The 1959-nt window shown below is 39.4% G+C and carries 1 protein-coding gene; it reads left to right on the top strand.

What is annotated here, in order from left to right:
- Positions 1-132: 132 nt before the first annotated feature.
- Positions 133-807 carry a methionine ABC transporter permease gene (locus Q0236_RS02030; protein WP_297914454.1) on the top strand — a complete coding sequence of 225 codons (675 nt, stop codon included), beginning with the start codon at positions 133-135 and terminating at the stop codon, positions 805-807.
- Positions 808-1959 lie beyond the last annotated feature (1152 nt).

Raw genomic sequence — 1959 nt, 5'->3', positions numbered from 1 at the left:
AATTTACCGCTTCGAGGGCTAAAATTTTAAGGCGTAAGATTTGCTGCAGCGAAAATTTAAAATTTCAAAAATTTTTTAAAGCGGCGCAAAAGCCTGGTATAGCGCAAGCAAGCACAAAATGAAAGGACATAAATGATAGAGTGGATACAAAATTTTTTTAGCGGAACGATTCCGAAGCTGCTGTTAAACGCGACGCTGGAGACGCTGTATATGACCTTCATAAGCACGGCTTTGGCGTTTATTTTGGGGCTCGTGCTTGCGATCGTGCTTATCCTTACGCGTCGCGGCGGGCTTTGCGAAAACCGCATCATCTACGCCGTGCTGGACGTCGCGATAAACACGCTGCGAAGCTTTCCGTTTATAATTTTGCTGATCGTGCTCTTTCCGCTTACAAAGCTTCTTGTGGGCACGAGCATCGGCACCACCGCGGCGATCGTGCCGCTTACTATCGGCTCGGCGCCCTTTATCGCGCGGCTCATCGAAAGCGCGCTGCTGGAGGTAGATAGCGGCGTAATCGAGGCGGCGAAGAGCTTCGGCGCGAGCAAGACGCAGATAATCTTTCGCGTGATGTTCGTCGAGGCGCTGCCTAGCATCATCGGCGCGATTACTCTGACGCTCATCGTCATCATCGGATTTACAGCAATGGCGGGTACCGTCGGCGGCGGCGGGCTCGGCGACGTGGCGATCCGCTACGGCTTTCAGCGCTTCCGTCCAGATATAATGGCATACACCGTCGTGATACTGATCGTACTCGTGCAGATCATACAAAGCATAGGAAATTTACTCTATAAAATTACGAAAAAGTAGGCTCAAACCCGTAGCTTAACGAGATATCAAATATTTTCTATTAGTATAAAATTGCAAAAAGTAGATCTTAAACTTATAGACCGTTCGTCTGTATAACCCGTTTACCAAACTATAAAATTATAAAAAATGTAGGTTTGCAATGCTATGAATACCGCTTAAAATTCTATATCGTAAGCAGTTAGATTTACCTGCCGTCAAGGTTTAAATTTAAGGCTTTGCGTAGCCGAAGTAAAGCTCATTTCAAGACTTGTTTCGTGTAGAGTAAACTTTTATTTTTATAACAGGTCGCATCTTTGAAGCGGGCGATCAAAACTGCGCTGGGTAATTTTAAAATTCACAGGCAAGATTTAGGCGCAGAATTTTAAAATTTAATTACCTAAAATTTAAAATTTAGCCCAAACCTTAATGAGAAGCGTGTTGAAATTTGAAATTCTAAAGCACGGAATTTTAAAATTTTAAAAATTTAGACCTTACGAAATTTTGCTTATAAATTCTAAGACAAGCAGTTTTAAAATTTTATAATTTTAAGTTTTGCAAGATCTTTCTTATACAATTTCACTTTTACTTCGAAATTTCGTAGCTTCACTTTTAAAATATAAAATATAAAGCGCAGGATATAAATAAAAGGCACTGGCCTTAGCAATAAAAGCCAAAGATGATGGTATTGCTGCTTTGACAAGCTTTTTGGGCTTTGGTGAAAAAACCTAAGATTGCGCCAGTTCTTTAAAGATAAAGCAGACTATGAAATTCCTCTGCGAATTGAGCCTAAATTCTTTCGTATCGCAGAATTTTAAAGCGGCATAGAAAGCGTAGAATTTTATGAATTGCCTTGCGGCGCTTGCGGTAAAATTTTAACTGCTATGATGAGTGCAAGTAATATGAATGATATGTAGAATCTTATCTTATTGCCGGAGAATTTGGTAATATTTCAAATTTTATAAAAGCTAGAAATTTTAAAATCCCAAAGCACAATCGTATCAGAATCCATAAAAGCTTATAATTTTGTTCTCTTTTAAATTTAAAAAGTCTTAGCTAAGCTAATTCCACTAGGGCTTATTGGTTTAAGATTTAAAGTTAAGCTTATTTCTTTGGGTTTGAAGATTGGCTTATTGCCTTTAAGCTAGGACAAAAGCAAATACCATTCGTGATTTC

It is taken from the genome of uncultured Campylobacter sp. (genome assembly GCF_938031315.1).
Taxonomy (GTDB): domain Bacteria; phylum Campylobacterota; class Campylobacteria; order Campylobacterales; family Campylobacteraceae; genus Campylobacter_B.
Note: the sequence above shows the minus strand (reverse complement) of the source record. Positions and strands in the feature narration are given on the sequence as shown.

Coding starts and splice junctions, on each gene's coding strand:
- Q0236_RS02030 (WP_297914454.1), top strand. CDS start 133: ATGATAGAGTGGATACAAAATTTTTTTAGCGGAACGATTCCGAAGCTG.